A 20532-nucleotide genomic window follows, 5' to 3' on the forward strand; every position below is an offset into this window, starting at 1 on the left:
CGTTGAACCGTTCCGGGCGACACGCAGACCGAGTTCCACGGGAGAGACCATCATGAAGACCGCATCGTTCCTGACCGCCCTGGCTGGCGTCGCCGCGATCCTGCCTGCCGCCGGCGCAATCGCCCAGACGGCGCCGACCACGGTCGAGCCGATGGTGCCCGCCGCCGGCACCGTGCTGGACGTGTCTGCCGAGGGGCGGACGACGCGCGTTCCCGATCTCGCGACGATTCGTGCAGGCGTGGTCTCGCAGTCGCCGACCGCCGCCGCCGCACTCACTGATAATGCGCAGCGGATGACGAAGGTGCTGGACGCGCTCAAGCGCGCCGGCGTGGCGCCGCGCGATATCGCGACCTCGTCGGTGCAGCTCTCGCCGCAATATCGCTATGCCGACAACCAGCCGCCGGTCATCACCGGCTACCAGGCGACCAACACCGTTTCGATCCGCTTTCGCGACGTCGCCAAGTCCGGCACGATCCTCGATGCGCTGGTGGCGCAGGGCGCGAACCAGATCGACGGGCCGAACCTGTCGATCGACAAGCCCGAGGCGGCGCTCGACGAGGCGCGGGCCGACGCGATCGCGCAGGCCAAGCGCCGCGCGGATCTCTACGCGAAGGCAGCCGGGTTGCGGGTGGCGCGGATCGTATCGATCGCCGAATCGGGGCAGGACACCGGTGGCTCGCCGCAACCGATGATGGCGATGATGCGTGGCGCTATGGCCAAGGACAGCACGCAGATCGCGCCCGGCGAAAAGGACGTGACGGTGACACTGTCGGTGCGGTTCCTGCTGAACTGACCTTTCAACGATCCTCCCCCGCCAGGGGGAGGTGGCTGGCGCTTGCCAGACGGAGGGGGAGGAAAGGGAAACGACTGTTCCGCATCCTCCCCCTCCGTCACCTTCGGCGACACCTCCCCCTGGCGGGGGAGGATCGCAAGGGAGATGCGGCAAACAACGCACGCACGAAAAAGGGCCGCCCGGTTGCCCGGACGGCCCTTTTACTTCGCGTGACGATGCGAACTCTTAGCGGACGCTACCGCGACGCACGAGGTTCACGATCGCGAGCAGGACAACCGCACCCAGCAGCGAGACCAGGAACGAGGTCAGCGTCAGCGGTGCGTTGTTGATCGAACCACCCGACAGGACCAGGCCGCCGATGAAGGCGCCGACGATGCCGACGACGATGTTCAGGAAAATGCCCTGCTGCGCGTCGGTGCGCATGATCATGCTAGCGATCCAGCCGATGACGCCGCCGATGATCAGCCAAAGAATGAGACCCATGATATTTTCCCTCCGTTGAACCCGTATCCGGGCGATGGCGGAAAGACGAGCGAGCGGCGTTTTTTGTTCCGCCCGCGTTTTGAGTTTTAGCCCTCAATACTTTTGTTGGCGCTCGTACAACGACTTATAGTGCTGGATCCGCGTAACCCGGAGACCCGGCATGCCCGACCGGTCGATCGCGCGCTGCCAACTGGCGAACTCCTCGACCGTGAGACCATAACGGGCGCAGACATCGTCGACGCTGAGCAACCCGCCATTCACCGCCGCGACCACTTCGGCCTTGCGACGCACTACCCACCGCGTGGTGCTGGGCGGCGGCAGGGTATCCAGCGTCAGTTGCTCGCCCAATGGGCCAATGACCTTGCCGGGACGGATTTTCTGGTTCTCGATCATTTGAAACCTCTGATCGGGGCGGGGGGCCCCCTATCGATACGCACGCACGACACATAGTCGCAGGATTTGAAGATCGGCTGAAACGCCGGGGTAAACAGCATCTTCACTCGTCCTTCCACCGGGTTAAGGCCGCTGCCATCGGCCCGTTGAACGCACCGTGAAGCGGCGCGAACAGTTTTGGGTCGACCGTCGTTCGCGCGAAGCTGGCCTGCACCACCGCAGTCGGGCTCGCTGCCTGGCGGGCGGCGATCCCGACGATCAGCACCGCAAGGTCACCCGGAAGTACGGTGACCTCTGCGTCGCGATCGAAACGGGGAAAACTCAGGTCCAACGGGATACTCGCGCTTACTCTTGGGATGCCCGGTTTAGCGCGAGGGGGTGAAGGGACCGTAAAACTCGACAAAAAAGTTCGTGGACTTGTTGCCTTTTTGCAATCGTCGGTCGCGTTTTTCCGTCAACTCGTCCTGATATACGTTAACCGCTGCATCTTTTTGCAACCGCGCGCCGTCGCGCTTATGTGGTGACCATGGATCAGACCGATTTTCAGCTCGGGCCCCCTGCCGGTGCAGGCGCGGCCGGAAAGCGCATCGTCGTGGCGATGTCCGGTGGCGTCGACAGCTCGGTCGTCGCCGCGCTCGCGCATGCCACGGGCGCCGAGACGATCGGCGTGACGTTGCAGCTCTACGACCACGGCGAGGCGGTCGGCCGTGCAGGCTCGTGCTGCGCCGGTCGCGACATCCGCGACGCGCGCGCGGTGTGCGACCGACTCGGCATCGCGCATTACGTGTTCGACCATGAGACCAGTTTCCGCGAGCAGGTGGTCGACAAGTTCGCCGACGAATATCTCGCGGGCCGGACGCCGATCCCGTGCGTCCAGTGCAACATGGGTCCGAAGTTCACCGATCTGTTGAAGCTCGCGCGCGATCTCGGTGCGGATTGCCTGGCGACCGGGCATTATGTCCGCCGAGTCGAGGGCACGCACGGCGCCGAGCTTCACCGCGGGGCGGATCCGGCGCGCGACCAGAGCTATTTCCTGTTCGCGACCACGCAGAGCCAGCTCGACTATCTGCGCTTTCCGCTCGGCGGCCTGCCCAAGGCGCGGGTGCGCGAGATCGCGGCGGAACTCGGGCTCGGCGTCGCGGCCAAGCCGGACAGCCAGGATATCTGCTTCGTCCCCGATGGCGATTATGCCGGGCTGGTGAAGAAGCTGCGGCCCGAGGCGGCGGAGACGGCGGGCGATATCGTCGATCTCGGCGGGGCCAAGCTCGGCGAGCATCGCGGGCTGATCCACTTCACGGTGGGACAGCGTCGCGGGCTGGAGATCGGCGGCAGTCCCGAGCCGCTCTATGTCGTCCGCGTCGAACCCGCCACGAAGCGCGTCGTCGTCGGCCCCCGTCGCGCACTCGCGGTCGAGGCGGCGCGGATGACCGACATCAACTGGCTCGGCGGCGACTTCACCGGACCGCTGACCGCCAAGGTCCGGTCGATGGCCAAGCCCGTCCCCGCCCGCCTGATCGGCGACCGCGTGGTGTTTGACGCACCCGAATACGGCGTCGCGCCAGGGCAGGCGGCGGTACTCTATGCAGGCGAGCGCGTGCTCGGCGGCGGCTGGATCGCGGACACCGAGGCGGCACTGGTCGCCGCCTGACGCGTGCCCTTTGCGGGCTTGGTGCGTTGAGGCGGCATGGATATCGAAACCTTGCGCCGCCAGATGGAAGCCGCCGCCGCCGCGATGGACTTCGAAACCGCGAGCCGGCTGCGCGATGAGATTAGTGTACTGCGCGGTGGCGGCGAGGTCGCGGACACGGCTGGGCTGACCCGCCAACAGCCGGGCGCGATGGGCCTCGGCACCAGCCAGCAGCGCATGACTCCACCGCCGGGCTGGGTGAAACCGAAAAAGCCCGATCCGATGACCAAGGGGCGGAAGCGGTAGGGAACGGAACGGAACGGAAGAAGTAGAAGTCCCCACCCCCACCACATCGCCATCCCAGCCCCGTCATCCCTCAACCCCGTCATCCCCACCCCGTCATCCCAGCGAAAGCTGGGATATCAGCATGGGACTCCCGTCATCTGCCCCGTGGGAGACCCCAGCTTTCGCTGGGGTGACGGATGGAAGCGGGTGACGGATGAAGGCGGGTGACAGCTCCCGCGGATGAGCTAGGCAATAGGCACCGTTACGGAAGCAGGAAAGTCCCCTCGATAGTCGTCACGCACGACCCGCCGAGCACCACCCGGTCCCCCGCCAACCGGCACGTCAGCTTCCCGCCCCGCGCACTCGCCTGATACGCGGTAAAGCTGTCCCCCAGCGTAGGCGCCCAATACGGCACCATCACCGCGTGCGCCGAACCCGTCACCGGATCCTCGTTGATTGCGTAGTACGGCGTAAACACGCGGCTCACGATGTCGGTCGCCTCCCCCCGCGCAGCGACGATCGCGACGATCGGAAATTTCGCCAGCGCCGCGAAGTCCGGCTTCAGATCGCGCACCACGGCCTCGTTCTCGACGATGACAAGCGCATAGCCCTTCTCGTGCCACAACGTCTCGACCGGCGACTCGACGGTCAACGCCGCGACGATCTCCGGAATCGCCTTCGGACTAGGCCCCCATGCCGGCAGCTCCAGCGTATACCCGCTATCCGCCCGCGCGACCTCAAGCATCCCCGCCTGCCGCGTCCGGAACCGCACCCGATCAAGTGCGGTATCCGATGACAACACGAAATGCCCGCTCGCCAACGTCGCATGGCCGCACAGCGCGACCTCCGCGCCCGGCGTAAACCAGCGCAGGTCGAAATCGACGCCCTCGCCGTCCGACGCAACGATGAACGCCGTCTCGCTCAGGTTGTTCTCCTGCGCGATGTCGAGCAGCACGGCGTCGTCGAGCCATGCCGCCAGCGGCATCACCGCCGCCTGGTTGCCGCCGAACGGCGTGTCGGAAAACGCATCGATCTGCGCGAACGGTATTCTCATGCCCGAATCCTCAAACGCGTTTGCCGAACCCCGAGCGGGTTATACCCGCTTACCAAACCAATGCGGCGTCACATCCGCCTCGACCAGCGGATTGTCGGTATCGACATGGCCCTCGGGATCGAGATGGATCAGCACCTCGACCTTCGGGAACGCGGTACGCAGGTTGCGCTCGACCGCCTCGACGATGTCGTGCGCGTGTTCCACGGTCAGATCGCGCGCGACCTCCATGTGGAACTGCGCGAAATCGTGGCTGCCAGAGCGCCGCGTGCGGAAATCATGGATACCGCGGATGCCGGGCTGGCGCGCGGCGACGTCGAGGAACTGCGTGCGCAGATCCTCCGGCCATTCCTTGTCCATCAGCTGGTCGATCGCGTTCGAGGACGCCTGGAACGCGCCCCAGGCGAGCCACAACGCGATCACGATGCCGAAGATCGGATCTGCGCCGCTCCACCCGACATATTGATCGAGCACGAGCGCGACGATCACCGACCCGTTGAGCAGCACGTCGGACTGGTAATGGACGTTGTCTGCGAGGATCGCGACCGAGCCGGTCTGGCGGATGATGCGGCGTTGATACGAGAGCAAGAACACCGTGGCGACGATCGCGATCACCGACACGCCGATGCCGAAATCGGCGCCGGTGGTCGGCTGCGGATCGCCGAACGCCAGGATCGCGCGCCAGGCGATGCCGACCGCCGAGGCGGTGATCAGCATGACCTGGAACAGCGCGGCGAGCGCCTCAGCCTTGCCGTGGCCAAAGCGGTGGTCGTGATCCGCCGGCGTCGCCGCGAGCCGCACGCCGTACAGAGTCACCAGCGACGCGAGCAGGTCGAGCGCGGTATCGGCGAGCGACCCGAGCATCGCCACCGAGCCCGTCGACCACGCCGCAAAGCCCTTCAGCAGCAGCAGGAAACACGCCATCGCGACGCTGGCGAGCGCCGCGCGGGTTGCGAGGGGAATGATCTTGCGACGTTCGTCCTGGGTCATGGGAACAGCAATCCCTCGGTCCAGGCGCCGTCTTCGCGAACGAACAACCGACGTTCGTGGAGCCGGTGCGCACGGTCCTGCCAGAATTCGATCCGCGTCGGCGTCACGCGGTAGCCACCCCAATGCGGCGGCCGCGGCACGTCCCGACCCTCGAACTTCGCGGTCATTTCGGCAAAGCGCTGCTCGAAGGTGTCGCGACTGTCGAGCGGCCGCGACTGCTCCGACGCCCACGCGCCCAACTGCGAATCACGGCCGCGCGAGGCGAAATAGGCGTCGGACTCTTCGTCCGTCGCCCATGATACCGGCCCCTCGATCCGAATCTGACGGCGCAGCGACTTCCAGTGGAACAGCAGCGCACCCTGCGGATTGGCGGCCATCTCGCCCGCCTTGCGGCTTTCGCGGTTGGTGTAGATCACGAAACCGTCGGGCCCATGACCCTTTAGCAGCACCATGCGCACCGACGGTCGCCCCTCCGCGTCGGCAGTCGCGAGCGCGACCGCATTCGGGTCGTTCGGCTCGGACTGCTTGGCTTCGGCGTACCAGCTATCGAACAGCGTGAAGGGATCGTCTGACATGCCGCGCGCCTTAGCGGGATTTGGCGCGGAACGAAACTTGGGAACGACTCTACCGTGCCGATGATTGACCCAGGTAATCGAATCGTTTCCGCAACGAAGGAACGCCAAGTGGCAGCACGCGCATATTGGCAGGGGCAGATCCGGCTGGCCCTCGTCTCGATCCCGGTCGAGATCTACTCCGCGACAAAATCCGGCGCGGCGGTGTCGTTCAAGCAGATCCACGAGCCGTCGGGCCAGCCGATCCATTACGACAAGGTCGTCACCGGCGTCGGGCCGGTCGATGCCGACGAGATCATGAAGGGATACGAGGTCTCCAAGGGCGAATACGTTCTGCTGGAGCAGGACGAGATTGACGCGGTGAAGCTGGAGTCGAAGAAGACGCTGGAGCTGACGCAGTTCGTCGATGCGAGCGAGATCGACGTGCTCTATTACGAGAAGCCGTATTTCGTGGTGCCCGCCGATGATCTCGCGGAGGAGGCGTTCATCGTTCTGCGCGAGGCGTTGAAGCGGACGAAGAAGGTCGGGCTTGGGCAGTTGGCAATGCGAGGCCGCGAATATGTCGTGAGCCTGAAGCCGTGCGGGCGCGGCATGGTGCTGGAGACGCTCCGCTACGCCGACGAAGTGCACAAGGCGCAGGGCTATTTCCGCGAGATCCCCGACGACAAGCCGTCCGAGGAACTGTTGGAGCTCGCCGAGGCGTTGATCGAGAAGCGCAGCGCCGACTTCCACCCGCAGGAATTCCACGATCGCTATGTCGATGCGTTGAAGGATCTGATCGAACGCAAGCGCAAGGCGAACGGGAAGAAGATCATCGAGGACAAGGACACCGGCGGGAAGACCGGCTCGAACGTGGTCGATTTGATGGCGGCGTTGAAGAAGTCGATGGAGAAGAGCGGGGGGAGTGCGGCGGCGGAGAAGGCACCAGCGAAGAAAGCCCCCGCCAAGCGCGCGCCGGCGAAAACGGCTGCCAAAGCTCCTGCAAAAAAACGTGCATAGCGCCCTTGCCCCCCTCACCGTCATTCCAGCGAAAGCTGGAATATCCCGGTTGGCGAGGTCGCCCTTGCCGCACCAGATCCCAGCTTTCGCTGGGATGACGTATATTTGGGCCCCCTCCCCCGTCATCCCAGCAAAAGCTGGGATCTCCCCGTTGCAGACCTTCCCCCTGCTGCACGAGGTCCCGGCTTTCGCCGGGATGACGAAGATGGGACGCTGCTGATGGCCACGCCCCCAGATCCCCTCGCCCTCTACAATTCAAAGCGGAACTTCACCAAGACCGCCGAACCCGCGGGTACGCTGGCCCCCGGCAACGGCAACAGCTTCATGGTCCAGAAGCACGACGCCACCCGCCTCCACTGGGACTTCCGCCTCGAAATCGACGGCGTCCTGAAAAGCTGGGCGGTCACCCGCGGCCCCAGCCTCGACCCCAACGAAAAACGCCTCGCCGTCCGCACCGAGGACCACCCGCTCAGCTACGCCACCTTCGAAGGCACCATCCCCGCGGGCGAATATGGCGGCGGCACCGTCATGCTGTGGGACCGCGGCACATGGTCGCCGATCAAGGGCAAGTCGGCGAAGGATCTGGACAAGGGTCACCTCCACTTCGTCCTTGATGGCGAGCGGATGAAGGGCGAATGGCTGCTGATCCGACTGAAACCGCGCGCGAAGGAAAAGCGCGAGAATTGGCTCCTGCGGAAAATCGACGATGCGGCGGCGGGCGGCACGGACACGCTGGTCGAGGAAGCGCTGACCAGCGTCTCGACCGGCCGAACGATGATCGAGATCGAAGAAGGCAAATCCTCCCCGGCACGGGGAGGGGGACCAGCGAAGCTGGTGGAGGGGGCGGGCCGCAAGAGTACCGCCAGCCGTAAAGCTCTCGCCAGTGGCAGCCCCCCCTCCACCACCGCGAAAGGTCGCGGCGGTCCCCCTCCCCGTGCCGGGGAGGATTTTCAGGACCTGCAACTCTGCACCCTCGTCGACGCCGTCCCCACCGGCTCCGCCTGGCTCCACGAAGTAAAATACGACGGCTATCGCGCGTTGATCTCCGTCGCCAACGGCAAGGCGAAAGTCTTCACTCGCACCGGCCTCGACTGGACCGACAAGTTCGCCGCGATCGCCGCCGCCGCCGCGAAACTCCCGGTAAAATCCGCACTGATCGACGGCGAGATCGTCGCGTTCAAGGACGGCCACCCCGATTTCTCGACGCTGACGGACGCGATCTCCGCCGGCGGCGACATGACGCTGTTCGCGTTCGACCTGCTTGCGCTCGACGGCGAGGACCTGACCGGACTCTCCAACCTCGACCGCAAGGCGCGCCTCCAACCCCTGATCCCCGAGGACGAGGACCGCCTCCGCTACTCCGACCACGTCATCGGCGCAGGCGAGCAACTGTTCGAGACGATGTGCCGCGAAGGCCTCGAAGGCATCGTCTCGAAACGCGCCGACGCACCCTATACCGGCAAGCGGACCAAGGCGTGGCTCAAGGTCAAATGCACGCACCGCCAGGAATTCGTGATCGTCGGCTGGCTCCCATCCGACAAGAAGCGCGGGTTCAAGTCGCTGTTGCTCGGCGTCCGCGAGGGCAAAGGGTATCGCTATGCGGGAAAGGTCGGCACCGGTTTCGACCAGGCGTTGATGGACGAGATCCGCGACAAGCTCGACGCGCTCGACCGGAAAACGCCGACGGTCGAGGCGCCCAAGGCCGCGGTCCGCGGCGGGAAATGGGTGACGCCGAAACTGGTCGCAGAGGTCGCCTTCGCCGAGGTCACCCCCGACGGCGTGCTCCGCCATTCGAGCTTCATCGGCCTGCGCGAGGACAAGGCGGCGAAGGATGTCGTCGCCGAAATGCCCGCGCCGCTGCCCGATGTGGAGGAGAGCGCCGCGCCCGCGACGAGTATCAAGGTCAGCAGCCGCGACCGCGTGATCTTCGACAAGTCGGACGTCACCAAGGGCGATCTCGCGGATTACTACGTCGCGGTCTCGGGCATCATGCTGCCGTTCGCCGCCAACCGCCCGATCAGCCTCGTCCGCTGCCCGCAAGGCCGCTCGCGCGCGTGCTTCTTCCAGAAACACGATGCCGGCAGCTTCGGCGACGCGGTCCATAAGGTGCCGATCCGCGAGAAGGACGGCTCGACCGAAGACTATCTGTACGTCGATGATGCGGACGGGCTGGTCGCGTGCGTGCAGATGGGGACGATCGAGTTCCACGGCTGGGGCTCGTCGAACGCGACTTTGGAGAAGCCCGACCGCCTGGTGTTCGATCTCGATCCCGACGAAGGCCTCGACTTCGGCGACACGAAGAAGGCGGCCGAGCATCTGAAGAACCAGCTCGCCGAACTGGGCCTAGTCAGCTTCCCGATGCTGTCGGGAGGCAAGGGCGTGCATGTCGTCGTGCCGCTGACCCCGGAGGCGGAATGGCCGGCGGTAAAGGACTTCGCAGACCGCTTCGCGCGAGCGATGGCAGGAGCCGAACCGGAGCGCTTCGTCGCGACAATGGCGAAGGCCAAGCGCAAGGGGCGGATCTTCATCGACTGGCTGCGGAATCAGCGCGGCGCCACGGCAGTGATGCCGTATTCGGCGCGGGCGAGAGCGGGTGCGCCGGTGGCGGCACCAGTGTCGTGGACCGAGTTGCGCGATATCGAGACTGCCGCGCGGTGGGGCGTGAAGGATGGAGCGGAACTGATCGAGCGGGCTGGGTCGCGGGCGCTGGCGGGGTGGGGTGTGGCAGATCAGGTGCTACCGGATTTGTGAGCCTTGCCTCTCCCCGACCTACCACCACCCCGGCGAAGGCCGGGGCCCAATTGGAAAGGTGGTCGTAACGAAGCGATGCCCTTCACTAACGCCGTCCCCCCAATTGGGCCCCGGCCTACGCCGGGGTGGTGCTATGGTGGTGGGGAGTCTTTGCACTCCTCCCTCGCCTTGCCCCTATCGCTCCCCCTCCCCCGTCATCCCAGCGAAAGCTGGGATCTTAATGGGGCGAGCGTCACGTCCGCCAAGCGGAATATCCCAGCTTCCGCTGGGATGACGGGTGTGGCGGGGGATGAGGCAGATACTGCCGGGAGAACAAGGAGGTGAGGCCTCCCCAGCACGCTTTTATGTTGCACCGCCGCGTTGAAAGGTGAAACACCGCCGCCAGTATTCAGGGGCTCGAAACATTGGAAACCGCGACGCAACCGGCGACCCCCGCCGCCAATACGGCGTTCGACGCGATGATCCACGCCGAGCGCTGGATCGCCGACTATTGCGCGCGCAGCACCAGCGCCGACGTGCTCTGCGAAGATGCCGACCCCGCCTGGGCGGCGATGTTCGCCGAGCTGGCGACAGTCGCCTCCGACGACCTCGGCCACATCCGCGAGCGCGTCCAGCGCCACGCCACCGACATCGGCACCGGCTTCCGCATCGCCGACGAACCCGATGAGCGCCCCTGGCCCGTCTCCCCCGTCCCGCTCCTGATCGAGGCAGGCGAGTGGGCAGGCATCGAGCGCGGCGTGATCCAGCGCGCAACGTTGATGGAGACGGTGATCGCCGATCTCTACGGCGCGGGCAATCTGGTCGCCGACGGCCACATCCCCGCCGCGCTCGTCACTGGCAGCCCGTTCTTCCTCCGCCCGATGGTCGGGCTCGATCCACCCGGCGGCCGCCATCTCGATTTCATCGCGATCGATCTCGGCCGCGGCCCCTCCGGCGAATGGCGCGTGCTCGCGGATCACCTCCGCGCACCCGCCGGCGCCGGGTATGCGCTGGAGAACCGCATCGCCGTCAGCCGCACGCTCGGCGGGTTGCAGGATCGGCTCAACGTCCAGCGGCACGCGCCGTTCTTTGCCGCGTTTCGCGCAGGGATCGCGGCGATGTGCAAGCGGACCGATCCGCGGATCGGCCTGCTCACGCCCGGCCGGTTCAACCCGAGCTATCCTGAACAGGCGCATCTTGCACGCTATCTGGGGCTGCTGCTGGTCGAGGGCGCCGATCTCGCCGCGCTCGAGGACAAGGTGTATGTCCGCACAATTGGTGGGCTCAAGCGGATCGATGCGCTGTGGCGGCGACTCGACCCACGGCTGCTCGATCCGCTGGCGTTCGACACGCATTCGCAGATCGGCGTGCCCGGACTGATCGACGCCTATGCGGCCGGCAACGTCGTGTTGTCGAACGCGCCGGGCTCGGCGGTGCTGGAGGCGCCGGCGTTTTCGGCGTTCCTGCCGCAGCTGGCGAAATCGCTGCTCGGCGAGGACCTGATCCTCCCCAACATCGCGACATGGTGGTGCGGGCAGGACGGCGCGCGGGCGCAGGTCGAAGCCGATTTCGACCGTCTGCTGATCGGGCCCGCCTTCCATGCGCGCCCGCTCGGCATGACCGGCGGCCCGACCACCGGCGCCGACATCACCGGCGAAGACCGGACGCGCTTGCTCGCAGACATGGCGAACAGGCCGCAGGATTATGTCGGGCAGGAGCTGGTCCAACTCTCGACGATGCCGGTCGTCGTCGGCGATGCGCTGGTCCCGCGGCCCTTCACGCTGCGCGTGTTCGCGGCGCGTAACGGCGACGGCGAATGGACCGTCCTCCCCGGCGGATTCGCGCGGATCGGCGAGCATCCCGACGCGCGGGCGGCGGTGATGGGCGAAGGGATCTGGTCCGCCGATGTCTGCATCTATGGTGCCGAGCCGGTCGCGCCCGTATCGCTGCTGACCGCCGCGGACTCGCTTCAGGTGCGGCGCAATCCCGGGACGTTGCCGAGCCGGGTGGCGGACAATTTCTACTGGCTCGGGCGCTATCTGGAGCGGGGCGAGGCTCTGCTCGGCGCGATCCGGGTGATGCTGGGCAATTCGATCGACGTCGACGGGGGGGCGGTGTTGTCCCCCACCACGGTCGGCAAGCTGGTGGGGCTGATCGTCGGCGCGGGCAGCGCGCCGCACCCGCCGTCGCTGCGCCGTGCAGACCTGACCGCGCTCGCCCGTACCGCGATGGAGGACGAACGCTGGCAGTCGATCCTGACGCTCAACCGGCATGCGCGCGAGATCGGCGAAGGCTCGCGTGATCGGTTGTCAGCGGACATGGTGCGGCTGCTCGAGGCCCCCTTCCCTACGCATCGCGGGATGCTGGAGAGAGCCGGGTCGTTGCAACGGCGGTATGCTGCAATCGCGGGGCTATCGGCCGAGCATATGGGGCGGACGGCGGCGTGGCGGTTCCACGATCTCGGCCGGCGGATCGAGCGGGCGATGGCGATGGCGCGCGCGATCCGGTTGTTCGGGATGCCGGGCGCGTCGCCGGACGATTTGTCGGTGCTGCTCGACCTTGCCGACAGTCAGATCAGTTATCGCCAGCGCTATCCGACCGGGATCGCGCGGGTGCCGGTGATGGACCTGGTGGCGCTCGATCCGGGCAATCCACGGTCGTTGGCGTTTTCGGCGGAGCGGATTGCGGCGCGGTTGGCGGAGTTGCCGGTACTGAGCGACGACGAGATGGCGGAGCCGCAACAGGCGCAGGCGACCGGATTACAGGCGATCGTGATGACCGCGACCGCGGCTGAGCTGAATGCGGAGACGCTGGGGGATATCGAGCGGCGCTTGGGTGCGGTGTCGGATGCGCTGGCGCGGCGGTATTTCCTGCAGGGGGCCGAACCCTTGCGGACGAGTGGGCTGACGTTGGCGTGAGGAGCGGTGTGAGGGTAGATCTGCAAATCCTCCCCGGTACGGGGAGGGGGACCATGCAGCGCATGGTGGAGGGGGCTCTCCACCAGCGCACCGTTCGTAGCGCCCCCCCTCCACCACCAGCAAGCGGCTGGCGGTCCCCCTCCCCGTGCCGGGGAGGATTTTGATGATCTACGATATCCGCCACGTCACGACGTTCGATTACGGCGCGAGCGTGAAGTTCGCGCGGTGCAATCTGCGGTTGAAACCGATCGACTGGCCGGGGCAGCATCTGGACTCCTACACGCTGTCGGTGCATCCGGCGGGCCGCACCAGCGCCGCGAGAGCCGAGGCGGGGCTCGCCAACGTCACGCGACTGGTGGTCGACAGCCCGGTGCGGCACCTGACGATCGAGAGCCGGTCGCGGATGACGGTAGATCGGCTCGTGCCGGTGCCCGACGCCAGCGATCCGACTCTCGCAGAGATCGCGGCGATGGCGCGGACCAGCACCGATCTGTCTGCGGCGAGCCCGGCGAATTATATCTACCCCTCGCCGCTGATCCCTCTCGACCAGGCGATCGCGGACTATTGCGCACCCGATCTCGATCCTTCGCGCGGCGCACTGGAGGCCGGCATCGCGCTAGCGCGGCGAATCCAGCAGGAGTTCGAGTTCGACGCCGACGCGACGCTGGTCGATACCCCGCCGCACGAAGCGTTCCTGCAACACAAGGGCGTGTGCCAAGATTTCGCACAGATCATGATCACGGGTTTGCGGGCGGCGGGCCTCCCCGCGGCGTATGCCTCGGGCTACATCCGCACGATCCCGCCCGAGGGCCAGCCGCGGCTGGTCGGCGCGGATGCGACGCATGCGTGGGTGCTGCTGTGGTGCGGGCCGGTGCGTGGCTGGGTCGGGGTCGATCCGACCAACGGAATCTGGATGGCGAGCGATCACATCGTGATGGCGGTCGGGCGGGATTATGCGGAGATCGCGCCGGTCGACGGCGTGGTGCTCGGGTCGGGCGCGCAGAATATGGACGTCAGCGTCGATGTTGCGCCGTTGGAGTCCGCATAAGAGCGATGCGATCCTCCCCTGCAAGGGGAGGTGGCTGGCACTTGCCAGACGGAGGGGTGACACCGTCTCGATGGCGGGTCATCCCTCCGTCAGCCCAAGCGGGCTGCCACCTCCCCTCATAGGGGAGGATGAAGGCGTTACTTCTCGTCGTGCGGGTTCGGATACGAGCCGCCGCCGCTTTCGCCGCTCTTGTCCTTGGCCGGCGCGTTGTTGACTCCGTCCTTCTCCTTCGCGCCATCGTCGTTCTTCGGCACGCCCTGCATCGGTTGCTTGTCGGTCATGATCGTTCCTCTCGTTCAACCAAACACCCCGCGCGCAATTGCGTTGCGCGGGCGATCCCCCCACATAGACGCGCAAGGTATAATGGGGACGTAAGTGGCCGATCCGTACAAGACTCTGGGTGTAGCGCGCGACGCGACCGAAGCCGACATCAAGAAGGCGTACCGCAAGCTCGCAAAAGAGCTTCACCCCGACCGCAACAAGGACAATCCGAAGGCGTCGGAGAGGTTCAGCACGGTCACCAACGCGTATGACCTGCTGAACGACAAGGACAAGCGCGCACGGTTTGATCGCGGCGAGATCGACGGCGATGGCAACCCGGCGTCGCCGTTCGGCTTTGGCGGCGGTGGCGGCGGGCGACCGCAGCCCGGCGGCGGCTTCCGCAGCGAAGGCTATGAGAGCGGCCCCGGGGCCCCCGACATGAGCGACATCTTCGAGGGCCTGTTCGGCGGCGCGCAGCGCGGCGGTGGCGGCGGATTCTCCGGCGGCTTCGGTCGCAGGCCGCAGCCCAAGGGCGAGAACGTCGCGTATCGCCTGCAGGTGCCGTTCGTCGAAGCCGCAACGCTGGAGCCGCAGCGCGTGACGCTGTCCGACGGCAAGACGCTCGACCTCAAGCTCCCCGCCGGCGTCGAGACCGGCACGCAGATGAAGCTTGCCGGCAAGGGCGAGCAGGGTCCGGGCGGCGCCGGCGATGCGATCCTGACGATCGAGGTCCAGCCGCACAAGTTCTTCACGCGCGACGGCGACGACGTCCGCCTCGAACTGCCGATCACGCTGGCCGAGGCGGTCCTGGGCGGTTCGATCAAGGCGCCGACGGTCGACAAGCCGGTGATGCTGACGATCCCCAAGGGCACCACTTCGGGCAAGACGCTCCGCCTCAAGGGCAAGGGTTTCCACAAGAAGGGCGGCACGCGCGGCGACCAGCTGGTCACGCTGATGATCGACATTCCCGCGAGCGATGCGGCGCTGACCGCGTTCGTCGAAAGCTGGGATGGTCGCGATGCGGGGAACCCGCGGGGGGCCATGGGCGTCTGAACGCCTTGTGAACGATAGTCCCCTTACGCCCGAAGCGCGCGCGCACGAACATGGCGCCGCGCGATCCCGTCTCAACCGCGGCATGGCGAAGGTCAGGCCCGGCAGCTACGCATTTGAAGTATTCAAGCGCGCCGCGATCGGCGTGTTCAACGACGGCTTCATCCACGCCGGGAACCTCGCCTATCTCGCGCTGATGACGGTGTTCCCGTTCTTCATCGTCGCCGCCGCAATCCTGTCGCTGTTCGGACAGAGCGTCGAGACGGTGCGGGCGGTCGAATCGTTCCTGAACGTGTTGCCACCCAATGTCGGCGATCTGTTGCGCAAGCCGATCGCCGACGTGCTCGCCGCGCGGACCGGATCGCTGTTGTGGCTAGGTGCGCTCGTTGGTCTGTGGACGGTCGGCAGCTTCGTCGAGACGATCCGCGACATCTTCCACCGCGCCTACGGGATCAAGGCAACCGCGCCGTTCTGGAAGTCGCGGCTTGGCTCGTCCGCGGTGATCATCCTGTCGGTGGTGATCGCGCTGCTGTCGTTCCTGGTGCAGGGCATCCTGACCGCGGCCGAGCAGTTCATCTACCGCCTACTGCCGTTCGCGCAGGACGCCGCCGGGTGGGTTGGGCTATCTCGTCTTATCCCCGGCCTGCTGATGTTTGGCGCGCTGTACCTGCTGTTCTATTCGGTGACGCCGTCGCGCTATCGCTATTCGAAGTGCCGTAAATGGCCGGGTGCGCTGTTCACGACCGCCTGGTGGGTCAGCGCGACCGCGTTGCTGCCGGTTATCCTGTCGCGGCTCGGTGGTTACGACCTGACCTATGGCAGTCTGGCTGGCGTTGTCATCATGCTGTTGTTTTTCTACGTCATCGGGCTCGGGCTGGTATTCGGCGCCCATCTCAACGCGGCACTGGCGGAACCACCCGAAACAACGCTAGAGCAGCCTGCTACGGATATGCAGGAATAGGCGGGGACGGCGTGAACGGTTTGATGGCGGGCAAGCGTGGGTTGATCATGGGCCTGGCGAACGACAAGTCGCTCGCCTGGGGGATCGCCAAGAAGCTGTCCGAAGCGGGCGCGGAACTCGCGTTCAGCTACCAAGGCGAGACGATGATGAAGCGCGTCCGCCCGCTCGCCGAGCAGCTTGGCGTTGCGCGGCTGTTCGATTGCGACGTATCGGACATGGGTGCGCTCGATGCTACGTTCGCCAAGCTCGCCGAGGAATGGCCGACGATCGACTTCGTCGTCCACGCGATCGGCTTTTCGGACAAGAACGAGCTGCGAGGGCGGTTCGTCGACACCAGCCTCGACAATTTCCTGATGACGATGAACATCTCGGTCTATTCGTTCGTCGCGGTGGCGCAGCGCGCGGCCAAGATGATGACCGAGGGCGGCGCGATGCTGACGCTCAGCTATTATGGCGCCGAGAAGGTGATCCCGCATTACAACGTGATGGGTGTGGCGAAGGCCGCGCTCGAGACGAGTGTGCAGTATCTGGCGGTCGATCTCGGCCGCGACAACATCCGCGTCAATGCGATCTCGGCAGGTCCGATCAAGACGCTGGCGGCGAGTGGCATCGGCGATTTCCGGCTGATTTTGAAGTGGAACGAGCTGAACTCGCCGCTGAAGCGCAACGTGACGATCGACGACGTCGGCGGCGCGGGTCTGTACCTGCTGAGCGACCTGGCGAGCGGCGTGACCGGCGAGACGCACCACGTCGACGCCGGCTACAACGTGATCGGCATGAAGGCAGAAGACGCCCCCGACATCGCGCTGGTCTAGTGCCAACCGTGCTCCGGCTGCATGGCCTGCGGTTCATGATCTTCCTCGACGATCACGCACCAGCGCATGTTCATGTATTCGGAGACGGCGAAGCGAAGATCGAGATCGGAGGCGACGGGGGCTCTCCGCGCATGTTATACGCGGAACGACTGAGCGGCGCGATGCAGCGGCGTGCGCTTGCCGCCGTCGCACGGAACCGGGCAATGCTGCTGACGAGATGGGTCGAAATCCATGGCCGAACTGACTGACGAAGATATTCTGGCTGCGAACGAGCGCGGTCGCATCGCAATGGCGACCAAGCCACGGGCCAAAAGCGCCCGCTACGATCGGGACCAGGATCGGATCGTGGTCGATCTGGTGAATGGATCGACGTTCGCGTTCCCTCCGCATCTGTTGCAGGGCTTTGATCGCGCGACCCCGGACCAGATCGCCGAAGTCGAAATCCTGGGCGTCGGATTTGGCCTGCATTGGGAGTCGCTCGACGCTGACTTTACCGTGGCGGGGCTCATGGCCGGCCGCTTCGGCACGGCGCGCTATATGGCAGAGCGGTTCGGCGCCGCCTGGGACGCGGTCGCAGCGGAATGAGCTTCAATACGTTCGGACGGCTGTTCCGCTTTACGACTTGGGGTGAGTCGCATGGGCCTGCGCTCGGTGCGGTGGTCGATGGGTGCCCTCCTGGCATTCCGTTGAGCGAGGCCGATATCCAGCCCTGGCTTGACAAGCGTCGCCCCGGCACCTCGCGCTTCACCACGCAGCGGCGCGAGCCGGATACTGTCCGCATCCTGTCGGGCGTGTTCGAGGGGCGCACCACCGGCACGCCGATCAGCCTGATGATCGAGAATGTCGACCAGCGCTCCAAGGACTATTCCGACGTCGCCAAGGCGTATCGCCCCGGTCACGCCGATTATGCCTATGACGCGAAATACGGGTTTCGCGATTTCCGCGGTGGTGGCCGCTCCTCCGCGCGCGAGACCGCCGCCCGCGTTGCCGCCGGTGCGGTCGCACGCCTCGTCGTCCCGCAGGTCCGTATCCGCGCGTGGGTCGAGGCGATCGGCGGCGACGCGATCGACCCCGCGAACTTCGACGATGCACAGATCGACCAGAACCCGTTCTTCTGCCCGGACGCCGCCGCTGCCGCCCGCTGGGAGATACTCGTCGATGCCGCCCGGAAATCCGGATCGTCGCTCGGCGCTGTGATCGCGTGCGAGGCAACCGGCGTGCCAGCCGGCTGGGGCGCGCCACTCTACGCCAAGCTCGACTCCGAACTCGCCTCCGCCTGCATGAGCATCAACGCGGTCAAGGGCATCGAAATCGGCGACGGGTTCGCGGCCGCTGCGTTATCGGGCGAAGCAAATGCAGACCCAATGCGTCCAGGTGTGGATGGCCCGGAGTTCCTCGCCAACCATGCGGGCGGGATCGCCGGCGGGATCGCGACCGGCCAGCCAATCACCTTGCGCGTCGCGTTCAAGCCGACCAGCTCGATCCTCACCCCGGTCGAGACGATCAGCCCGACCGGCGAAGCCGCGACGATCGCCACCAAGGGGCGTCACGACCCATGCGTGGGCATCCGCGGAGTCCCCGTGGTCGAGGCGATGGTGGCGCTCGTGCTCGCCGACCAGGCGTTGCTGCATCGTGGACAGTGCGGCTGACGTCGGAACCTATGCGGAACTGAAGCGCTTGCTCTTCAACAACATAGGAGAGCGAAATGCGTATTCTGACTTCGATCGCAGCGGCAGCGTTGATCATTCCGGGCGTGGCACTGGCACAGACGGGCACCGGCGGCTCGATGGGCGGTACCACGGGTGGCACGATGAGCGGCGGCACCATGGGCGGTTCGACCGCAGGCAGCACGACCGGCGGCATGTCCACCGGCACGATGGATCAGGCCAATCCCTCGACCAGCACCCGTTCGACCACGACGCGCACGCAGCGTGGCACCAAGGCTCGTAGCCGCACGCGCGGTACTACGTCGGGCTCCATGAGCGGCACCGGCACGACGGGCAGCACGATGTCGGGCACGACCGGCAGCACGATGGGTGCCGACACGATGGGCGGTACGACGGGTACCAACGGCACGATGGGTGGCACGACCGGCACCACGGGCACGATGGGTGGCACGACCACCGGCACGATGGGTTCGACCACGGGCGGGACGACCGGCACGACGACACCGCGCTGATCCGACGTCGCCCCAGTAAATGAAAAGCCGGGCGAGCGATCGCCCGGCTTTTTAGTGTCCGCTCAGTCCGAGAACGGATCGCGGACGAGGATCGTGTCGGCACGCTGCGGGCTGGTCGACACCAGCGTCACCGGGCAGCGGATCAGCTCCTCGATCCGGCGGATGTACTTGATGGCCTGCGCGGGAAGGTCGGCCCAGCTGCGCGCACCGGCAGTCGTCTCCTGCCAACCTTCCATCGTCTCGTAGATCGGCTCGACCAGCGCCTGGTCCGCCGCATGCGCCGGGAAATAGTCGAGCGTCTCGCCGCGCAAGCTGTAGCCGGTGCAGATCGACACCGTCTCGAACCCGTCGAGCACGTCGATCTTGGTCAGCGCGATCCCGGTGATGCCACCGACCGCCGCCGCCTGGCGCACCAGCACAGCGTCGAACCAACCGCAGCGGCGCTTCCGCCCCGTGACCGTCCCGAACTCATGCCCGCGTACGCCGAGCCGCTCGCCGGTCTCGTTCTCGAGCTCGGTCGGGAAAGGACCCGAACCAACGCGCGTCGTGTATGCCTTAGCGATCCCCAGCACGAAGCCGACTGCCGATGGGCCGAGGCCGGAACCACCAGCCGCAGCGCCTGCGATGGTGTTCGACGAAGTGACGAACGGATACGTGCCGTGGTCGACGTCGAGCAGCACGCCCTGAGCGCCCTCGAACAGGATACGTTTGCCGGCCGAGCGCGCGGCATTGAGATCGCGCCATACAGGCTTGGCGAACGGCAACACGAAGCCAGCGATCTCGCGCAGTTCAGCGATCAGGCGCGCACGGTCGATCGGCGGCTCGCCGAAGCCGGCACGCAGCGCGTCGTGATGCGCGGTGAGACGATCGAGCTGCGGCCCGAGGTCGTCGAGATGCGCGAGATCACACACGCGGATCGCGCGGCGACCGACCTTGTCCTCATACGCAGGCCCGATGCCGCGGCGGGTCGTGCCGATCTTGCCGGCGCCGCTGGCGTCCTCTCGCAGACCGTCGAGGTCGCGGTGAAACGGCAGGATCAGCGCGCAGGTGTCGGCGATCCGCAACGTCTCGGGCGTGGCAACGACGCCCTGAGCACCCAACCGCGCGATCTCGTCCTTCAGCGCCCACGGATCGAGCACCACGCCATTACCGATGAACGACGGAGTCCCGCGGACGATGCCCGACGGCAGCAGCGACAATTTGTACACGTTGTCGCCGACGACCAGCGTGTGGCCGGCATTGTGCCCGCCCTGGAACCGCACGACCATGTCGGCGCGCTCGGCGAGCCAGTCGACGATCTTGCCCTTGCCTTCGTCGCCCCATTGCGCGCCGATGACTGCTACGTTGGCCAAACTCTATCTCCTGAGGATTACGCGC

Annotated in this window: 22 protein-coding genes; 14 read left to right on the forward strand and 8 right to left on the reverse strand. The window is 66.2% G+C overall.

Annotated elements, in window-relative coordinates:
* Positions 1–52 precede the first annotated feature (52 nt).
* A complete protein-coding gene (locus tag C8J46_RS06470) occupies positions 53–793 on the forward strand; it encodes an SIMPL domain-containing protein (RefSeq protein ID WP_132736420.1) in 741 nt (246 codons plus the stop codon).
* Between the two features lie 225 nt (positions 794–1018).
* Here the strand turns inward: C8J46_RS06470 and C8J46_RS06475 are convergent, their stop codons facing one another.
* From C8J46_RS06475 to C8J46_RS06485, 3 genes are all read right to left on the reverse strand, one after another.
* Positions 1019–1276 (reverse strand): GlsB/YeaQ/YmgE family stress response membrane protein, encoded by a 258-nt coding sequence (locus C8J46_RS06475; protein WP_055881539.1) that lies wholly within the window; start codon positions 1274–1276, stop codon positions 1019–1021.
* 93 nt (positions 1277–1369) lie between these two features.
* Entirely contained in the window at positions 1370–1669 is a 300-nt protein-coding gene (locus tag C8J46_RS06480) for a DUF1153 domain-containing protein (RefSeq protein ID WP_056412261.1), read from the reverse strand.
* A 103-nt stretch (positions 1670–1772) separates the two neighbouring features.
* Positions 1773–2000: a hypothetical protein gene (locus C8J46_RS06485; protein ID WP_132736423.1), complete on the reverse strand. Its 228-nt coding sequence runs from the start codon at positions 1998–2000 to the stop codon at positions 1773–1775.
* Between the two features lie 195 nt (positions 2001–2195).
* Here C8J46_RS06485 and mnmA point away from each other — a divergent pair, with 195 nt between their 5' ends.
* Positions 2196–3317 carry a tRNA 2-thiouridine(34) synthase MnmA gene (gene mnmA / locus C8J46_RS06490; protein WP_132736425.1) on the forward strand — a complete coding sequence of 374 codons (1122 nt, stop codon included), beginning with the start codon at positions 2196–2198 and terminating at the stop codon, positions 3315–3317.
* A 36-nt stretch (positions 3318–3353) separates the two neighbouring features.
* On the forward strand, positions 3354–3602 hold the full coding sequence (locus C8J46_RS06495; protein ID WP_132736428.1) for a UvrB/UvrC motif-containing protein: 249 nt from the start codon (positions 3354–3356) through the stop codon (positions 3600–3602).
* 241 nt (positions 3603–3843) lie between these two features.
* On the opposite strand, the gene C8J46_RS06500 is transcribed toward C8J46_RS06495, so the two are convergent.
* From C8J46_RS06500 to pdxH, 3 genes are read right to left on the reverse strand one after another with little or no spacing between them, the layout of a single operon-like run.
* A complete protein-coding gene (locus C8J46_RS06500; protein WP_132736430.1) occupies positions 3844–4635 on the reverse strand; it encodes a PhzF family phenazine biosynthesis protein in 792 nt (263 codons plus the stop codon).
* Between the two features lie 39 nt (positions 4636–4674).
* Positions 4675–5622: a cation diffusion facilitator family transporter gene (locus C8J46_RS06505; protein ID WP_132736432.1), complete on the reverse strand. Its 948-nt coding sequence runs from the start codon at positions 5620–5622 to the stop codon at positions 4675–4677.
* Positions 5619–6197, reverse strand: coding sequence for a pyridoxamine 5'-phosphate oxidase (pdxH, locus tag C8J46_RS06510; RefSeq protein WP_132736435.1), 579 nt, complete (start codon positions 6195–6197; stop codon positions 5619–5621). Before pdxH ends, C8J46_RS06505 begins: the two co-directional genes overlap by 4 nt.
* Before the next feature lie 108 nt (positions 6198–6305).
* Here pdxH and C8J46_RS06515 point away from each other — a divergent pair, with 108 nt between their 5' ends.
* From C8J46_RS06515 to C8J46_RS06530, 4 genes are all read left to right on the forward strand, one after another.
* Positions 6306–7193, forward strand: a complete 888-nt coding sequence (locus tag C8J46_RS06515) for a Ku protein (RefSeq protein WP_132736437.1) — start codon at positions 6306–6308, stop codon at positions 7191–7193.
* Between the two features lie 219 nt (positions 7194–7412).
* Complete coding sequence (ligD, locus tag C8J46_RS06520) at positions 7413–9944, forward strand: DNA ligase D (protein ID WP_132736440.1); 2532 nt, start codon at positions 7413–7415, stop codon at positions 9942–9944.
* A gap of 458 nt (positions 9945–10402) precedes the next feature.
* On the forward strand, positions 10403–12841 hold the full coding sequence (locus tag C8J46_RS06525; RefSeq protein WP_132736931.1) for a circularly permuted type 2 ATP-grasp protein: 2439 nt from the start codon (positions 10403–10405) through the stop codon (positions 12839–12841).
* Between the two features lie 163 nt (positions 12842–13004).
* Positions 13005–13889: a transglutaminase family protein gene (locus C8J46_RS06530; RefSeq protein WP_132736442.1), complete on the forward strand. Its 885-nt coding sequence runs from the start codon at positions 13005–13007 to the stop codon at positions 13887–13889.
* 137 nt (positions 13890–14026) lie between these two features.
* On the opposite strand, the gene C8J46_RS20740 is transcribed toward C8J46_RS06530, so the two are convergent.
* Complete coding sequence (locus C8J46_RS20740; RefSeq protein ID WP_165886470.1) at positions 14027–14170, reverse strand: hypothetical protein; 144 nt, start codon at positions 14168–14170, stop codon at positions 14027–14029.
* A 94-nt stretch (positions 14171–14264) separates the two neighbouring features.
* On the opposite strand from C8J46_RS20740, the gene C8J46_RS06535 reads away from it, so the two are divergent.
* The 7 genes from C8J46_RS06535 to C8J46_RS06565 are packed head-to-tail and all read left to right on the forward strand — an operon-like array spanning position 14265 to position 19155.
* Positions 14265–15203 carry a DnaJ C-terminal domain-containing protein gene (locus C8J46_RS06535; protein ID WP_132736445.1) on the forward strand — a complete coding sequence of 313 codons (939 nt, stop codon included), beginning with the start codon at positions 14265–14267 and terminating at the stop codon, positions 15201–15203.
* Complete coding sequence (locus C8J46_RS06540) at positions 15169–16161, forward strand: YihY/virulence factor BrkB family protein (RefSeq protein ID WP_207894118.1); 993 nt, start codon at positions 15169–15171, stop codon at positions 16159–16161. Before C8J46_RS06535 ends, C8J46_RS06540 begins: the two co-directional genes overlap by 35 nt.
* 11 nt (positions 16162–16172) lie before the next feature.
* Complete coding sequence (fabI, locus tag C8J46_RS06545; RefSeq protein ID WP_132736451.1) at positions 16173–16976, forward strand: enoyl-ACP reductase FabI; 804 nt, start codon at positions 16173–16175, stop codon at positions 16974–16976.
* A gap of 35 nt (positions 16977–17011) precedes the next feature.
* Complete coding sequence (locus tag C8J46_RS06550) at positions 17012–17224, forward strand: DUF4160 domain-containing protein (protein ID WP_243643245.1); 213 nt, start codon at positions 17012–17014, stop codon at positions 17222–17224.
* Complete coding sequence (locus C8J46_RS06555) at positions 17208–17561, forward strand: DUF2442 domain-containing protein (RefSeq protein ID WP_132736456.1); 354 nt, start codon at positions 17208–17210, stop codon at positions 17559–17561. Before C8J46_RS06550 ends, C8J46_RS06555 begins: the two co-directional genes overlap by 17 nt.
* On the forward strand, positions 17558–18625 hold the full coding sequence (aroC, locus tag C8J46_RS06560; protein WP_132736458.1) for a chorismate synthase: 1068 nt from the start codon (positions 17558–17560) through the stop codon (positions 18623–18625). Before C8J46_RS06555 ends, aroC begins: the two co-directional genes overlap by 4 nt.
* A gap of 56 nt (positions 18626–18681) precedes the next feature.
* Positions 18682–19155 (forward strand): hypothetical protein, encoded by a 474-nt coding sequence (locus C8J46_RS06565; RefSeq protein ID WP_132736461.1) that lies wholly within the window; start codon positions 18682–18684, stop codon positions 19153–19155.
* A gap of 62 nt (positions 19156–19217) precedes the next feature.
* Here C8J46_RS06565 and C8J46_RS06570 read toward each other — a convergent pair whose 3' ends face one another.
* Positions 19218–20507, reverse strand: a complete 1290-nt coding sequence (locus tag C8J46_RS06570; RefSeq protein ID WP_121885604.1) for an adenylosuccinate synthase — start codon at positions 20505–20507, stop codon at positions 19218–19220.
* Between the last annotated feature and the right edge of the window lie 25 nt (positions 20508–20532).

It is taken from the genome of Sphingomonas sp. PP-F2F-A104-K0414 (assembly GCF_004340945.1).
Lineage (GTDB): Bacteria > Pseudomonadota > Alphaproteobacteria > Sphingomonadales > Sphingomonadaceae > Sphingomonas.